Origin of the sequence: Brochothrix sp. (genome assembly GCF_017549435.1) — a bacterium.
GTDB lineage: Bacteria > Bacillota > Bacilli > Lactobacillales > Listeriaceae > Brochothrix > Brochothrix thermosphacta.
The window spans coordinates 1-8,588 of record NZ_JAFYUW010000140.1 but is presented as its reverse complement, the minus strand read 5'-3'; the positions used below and the strand labels follow the sequence as shown (position 1 = coordinate 8,588).

Sequence of the window (8,588 nt, the reverse complement as noted above, 5' to 3'; positions counted from 1 at the left end):
TCCGCTTTACGAGAACAGTAGGGGTGCTGACATTGTTGCGAATATATGAGCTTACAAAGACAGTATGGGACGGAGCGCAAGCGAGTACCAATCCTTATGACTTTATCGTTGCGAATTTATTCGCTTTACGAGAGTAGTATGGGACGCAGCGACAGCGAGTACCAAACCTTATGTTAATTACTTAATAGTACTAATCTTTTGCTAATATCCCAACGTGTTCATCTGATTTTTAATTTATAAATATATATCATGTTCTATAATTTAGTGTGCTGGCGACGCACTAAATTATAGATTTTTTTATGAATTTAATTTGAGAAAAAGAGCATTCAGATGAATTTATTCCTACTATTTATGATTGAAAAAAATTCAACGGTATGCGCAATCGCTGAATTGAGGAGTGAATTGTGATCCAATAAAAATGAGGAGTTAACATGGAGTCAGATAAATTAAAAGAGATGAAAAATGTGGTAGAAGATTATTATCTTAGTGGATTGAAACAAAGTGAAATTGCTAAAAAAATAATTTATCGAAATCAAAAGTATCACGCTTAATTAATGAAGCGAAGGAAAAAGGTTATGTTGAAATAAAATAAATAGTCTTATTAAATGTGTTCTTTAGTTAAATCACATGACAGGTTAGTATCTGACTTTTTTTGACAAATCAACATTTTTTCAAAAACAAATAAACTTTTTCGCATCCCAAAATAGATATGTATTTTAAAAATTCAAAAAAAGATGAATCCAATTCAAGCTATAGAGGGCGTGGCTTTACATCGGTTTTTAAAAAATAAAGTGAACAAATTATGCAGAATAATTCTGAGTTGAAAAGTCGGAATAACAGATACCCCCTAGACAACTAGGGGGTATAAGCGTTATAATTGACTCAAGAGATATTTAACTTTTAACTTTTAAAAATGTTTATTTTTGAAAAAAAAGGGAAATGCTAAAGAAGTATTTGTTATATCTCAATGAAGCCTTTTAAAATCGAAAGGGGTGCTGGAATATGGTAACAATATATACTACTCCAAGTTGTACATCTTGTCGTAAAGCAGTTGCTTGGTTGAAAGAGCATAATATTCCATTTAAAGAACAAAACTTATTTAAACAAAAACTATCTCGTGATCAATTAAAAGAGATTTTAAGCTTGTCTGAAAATGGAACTGATGATGTGATTTCACAAAAATCAAAAGCATTTCAACATGTAAAGAAAGACATTGATAACTATACATTGGATGAACTTTTCACTCTAATGATTGAAAATCCAACTATTATGAAACGTCCAATATTGATTGATGAAAAAAGACTTGAAGTAGGCTTTAACCAAGAGGATATCCGCAGCTTCTTACCACGTAAAGTAAGAAACTATGAACTCTCTGAATTACAAGCTAAACTTAATCTTGAAGAAGCAATCTAATAAAAACAGTAAGTGATTCTATAACTAGGAAGGCGTAACTCATAGGGTGCGTCTTTTTGTTTATAGAAAAATGTAAGGGGGATATTTGTGTGCAGTACGTTGAAGAGGGTGTGAACCTGTTTGCGAGGAGCAACACGTTATACTTTAATAATGGGAACAAGCTCTATAAAAAAACTAATCAAAGACCTGTAGAACTTATTAACGATGAAAATTACATCGCAGCAAAGTTTGGGGAAGCTTGGATTGCTGTGTTTGAAGTGATAGAAAAAAAGAATGAAAATTGGTTAGATGTTCATGCACAGTTTTATGATGATAAGCTGTTAGTTGCGATGCCCTTTCCAACAAAAGAAATCTACTTGTTTGATAAGTTAGGCCTTATTGTAACACACCATTTTTTAGAGGAGCCCATCTCGGCTATCGATATCAATAAACGCACAAAAGAAATTATAACATTGAGTGATGATGGCAGCCTACTTTCTTATTATAGCTATGAAAATAATGTGTTGGTATTGGTTAAACAACTGCAATTAAAAGTGCAATACACACAAATGTGTTATTGCCATAAAGGTATCTTACTTGTTAATACATCTGAACAAAAAGTTATTCTTTGTAATGAAGAAACAGAGTCAGATTGGTTGAAGTTTGAAGGTAAAATATTTGATATTATTAGTTTGGATAAACCTGTATTTTATGGGATGTTTTTAGGTGGTATTTATCAAATTGAACCAGCAGAACTTATTGTATAATAAAGAAGAGCAGATTAATCTAAACAATAAAAACCACAAGATTATTATTTTGTGGTTTTTTATTGTTTAGATTAACATTTCAGGAGAAATAATAATGAGAGTTTTTAAATGCCTGTGGGTGAATCTTTTTTAGATTTGTCAGTTTGACTAATTCTAATGATGAGGTGTTTGCAAAAGACCATGCTCCAATTTCTTTGACATTTTGTAGTTGGATGAGTTGTAGTTTTTTTGCATTATTAAATGCATAAGGTGGTATATTTGTTATATCTGATGTAATTAATATTTCTAAGCTATTCCAGCAGGGATAATTTAATACATTGTTTGATATTGAGAAGCTATTAGGCCCTTCAATAGTGAGATGTTTTATACTATTGGTGCCTTTATCGATAATGGAATCTAATGCTCCGATGAATTCTTGGAAGGTAATTTTTTCTAGGATACGAACAATAACATAAACCTTATTATTTTTATTGCTAAATGATGAAATACAGAACTTTTCATTGTAAGTATTTTCGTTACACATACTATTAATACACCTCCATAACTGTTTATATAGTGTTTTCGTTACTACGCTGTAATAAACTACTTGTTTATTTTAAATGAAATAATTTTTAAAAAAACATTTTTTTTTTAGAAAATAATAAAATAAAAGAAGAATGATAAAAATTTGTACTTTAATAAAAAGAATGCTAAAATTCCATACGGATAGAAAATAACGTAAGAGGAGAGAATTTGATGATAAATATGCATGATTTTTTAGAAACAAATGATCGTAATAAATTATATTTAATACATTTTCTAGAAGCAGATATGAATCATTACTTTCCGATAGATTCGTTAATGAAAAACTTGGGTATATCAAGATTTAAAGTTGAAAATTTGATTGAGGAATTAAATGTTGAATTAGCTGAACTCAAATTAAATAAACTTGAAATTATTAACATTCATTTTGTAACAGCAACCAATATCAACGAAGAAACTATTATACGTTTGAGAAGAAGTTATGTGAGAAAATCATACTATTTCTGTTTGTTTGAGGAATTACTTTATAGGAAGACAAGTCTAGCAGAATTTGCAGAGAAGTTTTTTATAAGTGAATCAAAAGCATATGATGTTAAAAAGAAATTATCTAGTATGTTAAAACCGTTATCTATATCAATAAAAAATGGACAGATACAAGGTGATGAGGAAAAAATCAGACTGCTTTATTTTGATGTATATTACTTTTTCTTTAATGGATGCAAAGATATATTTAAAGTCAGAATAGATGAAATTAAAGAACATGAAGAGATTATTTCAAATTTAAAAGGGAATATACCTTTAAGTCAGGAAGAAAAGATATATATTTTCATGAGGATTATTAATAAAAGGATTAAGAATGAAAACTATGTTGAAATCTCCTCTACAGATTTCAATAGTGAAAATGATACTTTACAAGCTTATCAAAAATACATTCCTATGAAAGATAAGGATATAAAAATACAAGAAACACTTTATTTTTCACGGTTTTTATATGCTGAAAACTTCATACCGATTGAAGATACTGATATAGGTAAAGCAAATATACGCTTAGTTAATAAGATAGGTACAGATTTTTCTGAAAAAATAGTGAGAGAATTGTTGCAGGAGAGCAATGCAATTAATGATAGTGAAATATTGCCTCAGTTAATGGCGAATATCAATCGTATTAACTTTCGCTGGATATATTTTCAATATTCGACAAATACCTTTATAACGGATAACCAATGGAAGTACTTTGAAGAAGTGTATCCAGAATATTTTGAGTTTGTTATTTCATTTATTGAAAAGGCGGCATTTATTAAATCTGAAAGTGCAAAAAAAACATTGTTTTATGATTATCTTTTTGCGATTATAACGATAGTACCCATCTCTTACCTTTCAAGAAGTATTAATATATGTATCGACTTTTCAAGAGGAAAAACTTATACTGACTATATATCAAATAATATTTTACAGTTTCAGTCAATGGACATAAATATTAGTACTAAACCTGATGATAAAACGGATTTATATATATCAGATTATAATTCTGAGTTTGTATCTTGTAATCAAATAATATGGAAAGAGCCACCCACTAATAAAGATTGGAAGAATTTTGGGAATACGCTTGTATTTATACGAAGGGAGAAACAACGTGAAAAAGCAAAATGAATTCATTGGTTTCACAATAATATTTTTGAGCGCCACGATTATTATGTTACCTCATTCGGTACAAGCTGCTGATACATATAGTGCGAATGATTCTATTAAAATTAATTTCAGCAATAAAAAAATGGTGAAAGAAAAAAAAAGCAAGCCAGATGACACACAACAAAATTTCAAAAAAATTGAGCAGCAATTAGCTATAATGCAAGGAGAAAAAATTGAAGATGATAATACTGATACGTATTTAGGTGGTTTTTTCTCTTCATTAGCCGGAACGGTTTTTTTTGCAGAATAAGTAAATAATATAAATTAAAGAAGGAAAAAACATGTTGCAGATACTGCGACATGTTTTTTGTTTTTTAAAATAATAAAAAGATAAAAAGAAAAAAAAAGAATATACTACGTTATACTAAATATTAGGGTATTAAGTTTATATACTGTTTTGATAGTTTAAGCTTAATTAAAGTATACAAATAATCGTTGTATGATTTTGAAAAATAAATTTAAGAATTTTGGAGGAAAGAATATGCATAAAATTAAAGAATCATTGACTAAAAAACTCTTAATAATTGTGGCAGTGATTGTTGCAATTAGCCAGATAGGAATTATTTCAGTTATTGCCGATGTAAATGAACCAACTAGTGATGTTCTCATTACATCTGAAAAAACAAACGTTGGAATTGACGAAGTTTTTAAAGTGAATGTAAAAGGAGATGAAGTTGATCTTACCGATTTCAAAATCTCATATCCAAAATCATTGATACTAGTGAGTGAAAAAAACATCAACAAAAAACATATTGAATACCAGTTTAAAGCTTCTACTGAAGGTGAATTTACAGTAAATGGATTACTAAAAGATAAAGAATTAGAAGGCGTAACAATAAAGGTGAAAAATGAGAAAGAAGCAGAAAAGGCCAAAGAAGCAGATGCTACGCCTAAAGCTTCTTTAAATAAATCAGTTGTCGCGGAGAAAGATCCCATCGACAAGGGAACTAAAAATGCAACATTAGAATATGATGTTAATTTAAGTGCGCAAAAAGATGTCGATTTTTCGTCAGGTGAAAATTATTTAGGGTTTCCGTATAAAGTTACAATAAACTCGACAGCAAATGCAACGAATACTCTTGCAGGTGTAAACTTAACTTTCAAGATTCCTTCGGGTTATAAGTTATCCTCAGATGGCGAAAACTCAGGGATAGTTACAGGTCCTGATTCGATTGTAAAGGAGTATACAATTAATGACGACGGGACAATCAATATTGTGCTAAATGAGATTACTAAAACAATTGCTGAATTTACGATTGCGATTGTTCCCATCACGGATGCCGGTAGTGAAGCTAATATTCATGATAGATATGATGGTGAGATTCTTACTGGATCAATTGTAGGATCAGAAACAGTGTCGGGTAAGGTACCACAATCAGAGCAACAAACAACATTACACGGCACAACAGATTATGCTGTTAATAAAACAGCAGCCACTGCCCCAGGTTCAACGAATCGACTAGTCACCTATTCATTCAATGTTAATCGTGTAGGTTCTAATAAAGAAATTACATTACAAAATTTAAAATTAGAAGATAACATCCCGGCAGGTGCAATTATTAAGAGTAGCAATAATGCGGGTGGTAAGTGGATCATAACAGGTGATCAAAATACAGGATGGAAAGCGATTTGGGAAAGGGACAAACAGTTTTACGGTGCAGGTAATTCCCTATCTTCACAAGATGGTGAAATACCATCACTAGTAGTGGAGTATCCTGAAGATAAATTCCCTGATGATACAAGGCCACCTAAAAACATCGTAACGATGTCGGCTAATGATAATAACCCTGAGAGTACAGAAATAGCAGGGAAACCTAGTGAAGCACAAGGTCCAATCTTATCCAGTGGTGAGGATGATTCTAGCGGTCTTGATAAAAAGATATTAACCAACACATGGTTATCAGGAAGTATTTATTCTAACTATGAGGTGAATGGTAGTTTTGTTGCAGATAAAAATTCGAAAAAAAGTGTTAAAAATATGACAATTGAAGACAGTATGGATCGTTTTGGGAACGAGGTTTTTTGGAGCCATTTTATAATTTCAAATATAAATATACAGTTAAATACACCGATTGTAGAGGGTGATACAAAATTGACTGTGAGTTATAAAACAAATAAAAACGGCTGGAGAAACGCTAGTGATGCAAAAGCTAAATCGGTTTTAAAGATAGGTTTTCATGTTGTAGGGAGTCTTAATTATGCCCAAACGGACAAATCAGATTTACAGATTGATTTACAACCGGGTGAAGTTTTAACTGGTTGGAAAGTATCGGTAGTAAATGAAAAAGATAAAGCTGAGAATGTACAACCGAAAATTATTGTAAACGGTATTTCTTCTTTTGCGAACATTTTTGATCAAACAATTGACCATAGCATTAAATCGATACAAAACACTGCTAGCCAAGAAGTTGAGTTTAAAGATGGTTCGATAAGCGAAGAAAAGACATCTGAAGCAAAAGTTAATTTACAACCCAATTTAAACTTAAATACGATTGTCAATGTCCCTTCTACATTAACAGTTGGAAAGACAAATAATTTTACAGTTTACGCGAATAATCTAACACCAGAAGAAGATGTTGACGGTGCAATTATGAGGGTAGTTCTACCTGCAGGAGTAACTTTGGATTCTAGTAAGGGTGTTAGTGCAGCTGAAAAAAAATTAGGTGCACCATACAATATTGACGTTCCTCAACCAGGTAACGATATTGATATTACGACAGAAGTATTGCCAGCGACGGCTGATTATAACGCATCTCGACAAGTTGTAGTGTTCAAGTTCAAAAAAGCATTAGCAACATTACAAAAAGCAGGTTCCGCATCAGATAGAAATATCGGGAATTCAGGCTTTAAGTATAACTTACCTGTTAATGTTTCTCAGGTTGCATATGATGCTTTTATTGAAAATAATCAAAAAGCGCCAATAGAAAGTTGGATTACTACTGATTCCGAAAAATTCAAAGACTATTCGGTCGTTGCCTATGGAAGCCGAAATCATCAAGACATTCATGATTTTGATAAAAATAGAGACTCGATTGTATGGGACAGTAAGTTTTCACAGGTGATTAGTGACGGAGGGTTGATATTATCTAAATCAGTTGAGGGCGCAGTTAACACTGGTTTTTCTGATCAAGCAACCATTAGTAATGGCGAAAATGCAACCTGGAAATTACTTTTGAATAATACATTATCAACTCAAGTAGTTTCTCCTGTTATTTTCGATGATATTAGTAAACTAAATGGGAATTCCGATTTTATAACGAAGTTAACTGGACCAATAGAAGTTAGTAAGGGTGCAGTTGTAGAGTACTCTAAAGATGCCACATCTAGTAATAATGGTTCTTGGAGTAGTGATTGGAAAGAGGCAAAATCTTTTAAAATCACTAAAAATGTATTGAATATTGGAGAAAAAATAGAAGCCTTTGTTCCAGTCACAAGTCCTATAAGTGCAAAACAAGGTGAGCTAACAATCAATACTGCTCAGGGTGAAGCTATTTTAAATGGTAATACGTTACCGTTCACTTCAAATGAGGCACAAATTAATATAGTAGTCGATACAAACACTGTCGTGTTAAGCAAAACAGACGATACTACAAAGGAAAAATTACAAGGTGCAGTTTTTGACTTGCAAGATTCGAACGGAAAAGTGTTGCAAAGTGGTTTAACAACAGATGATGAAGGCAAGATTACTGTTGATGAATTAGTTGTTGGAACATATCAATTTGTGGAAACCAAAGCTCCAACAGGTTATGAGTTGGATGCCACACCGATTAAGTTCGAGGTCAAAAAAGGCCAAACAGAAGTGGTACAAGTAAGCATGACAAACGAATTAACAAAAGGTGGTTTCGTATTAACGAAAACTGACGACAAAACAGGCGAAGCTTTACAAGGTGCTGTTTTTGAATTACAAGACACCGACGGAAAAGTATTACAAAGTGGTTTGACGACGGATGCTTCTGGTAAAATAGCTGTTTCTGATTTAACACCCGGCAACTATCAATTAGTAGAAACGAAAGCCCCAACAGGTTACGAGTTGGATAGCACACCGATTAAGGTAGAGGTTAAAAAAGGCCAAACAGAAGCTGTTCAAGTAAGCATGACGAACGAATTAACTACAGGTGGTTTCGTATTAACGAAAACTGACGACAAAACAGGCGAAGCTTTACAAGGTGCTGTTTTTGAATTACAAGACACCGACGGAAAAGTATTACAAAGTGGTTT

At 31.9% G+C, this 8,588-nt stretch carries 6 protein-coding genes; 5 read left to right on the top strand and 1 reads right to left on the bottom strand.

All coding sequences use genetic code 11. The features are described 5' to 3' along the window. Positions 1-1,002: 1,002 nt before the first annotated feature. Together spx and IKV95_RS09390 are read left to right on the top strand one after the other, a co-directional pair. A complete protein-coding gene (gene spx, locus IKV95_RS09395) occupies positions 1,003-1,413 on the top strand; it encodes a transcriptional regulator Spx (RefSeq protein ID WP_029091895.1) in 411 nt (136 codons plus the stop codon). Between the two features lie 89 nt (positions 1,414-1,502). After that, positions 1,503-2,159, top strand: a complete 657-nt coding sequence (locus IKV95_RS09390) for a hypothetical protein (RefSeq protein ID WP_029091896.1) — start codon at positions 1,503-1,505, stop codon at positions 2,157-2,159. Positions 2,160-2,238: 79 nt separating this feature from the next. Here the strand turns inward: IKV95_RS09390 and IKV95_RS09385 are convergent, their stop codons facing one another. After that, positions 2,239-2,682, bottom strand: a complete 444-nt coding sequence (locus IKV95_RS09385; protein ID WP_069120750.1) for a leucine-rich repeat protein — start codon at positions 2,680-2,682, stop codon at positions 2,239-2,241. Between the two features lie 212 nt (positions 2,683-2,894). Here IKV95_RS09385 and IKV95_RS09380 point away from each other — a divergent pair, with 212 nt between their 5' ends. The 3 genes from IKV95_RS09380 to IKV95_RS09370 all read left to right on the top strand — a co-directional run. Beyond that, the gene (locus tag IKV95_RS09380) at positions 2,895-4,331 is read left to right on the top strand and encodes a helix-turn-helix domain-containing protein (protein WP_287451709.1); all 1,437 of its coding nucleotides are present in this window, start codon (positions 2,895-2,897) and stop codon (positions 4,329-4,331) included. After that, entirely contained in the window at positions 4,315-4,620 is a 306-nt protein-coding gene (locus IKV95_RS09375; RefSeq protein WP_069125205.1) for a hypothetical protein, read from the top strand. The genes IKV95_RS09380 and IKV95_RS09375 overlap by 17 nt, the downstream gene beginning before the upstream one ends. 231 nt (positions 4,621-4,851) lie before the next feature. After that, on the top strand, positions 4,852-8,588 hold a 3,737-nt coding region (locus tag IKV95_RS09370), incomplete at its 3' end, for a SpaA isopeptide-forming pilin-related protein (RefSeq protein ID WP_287451708.1).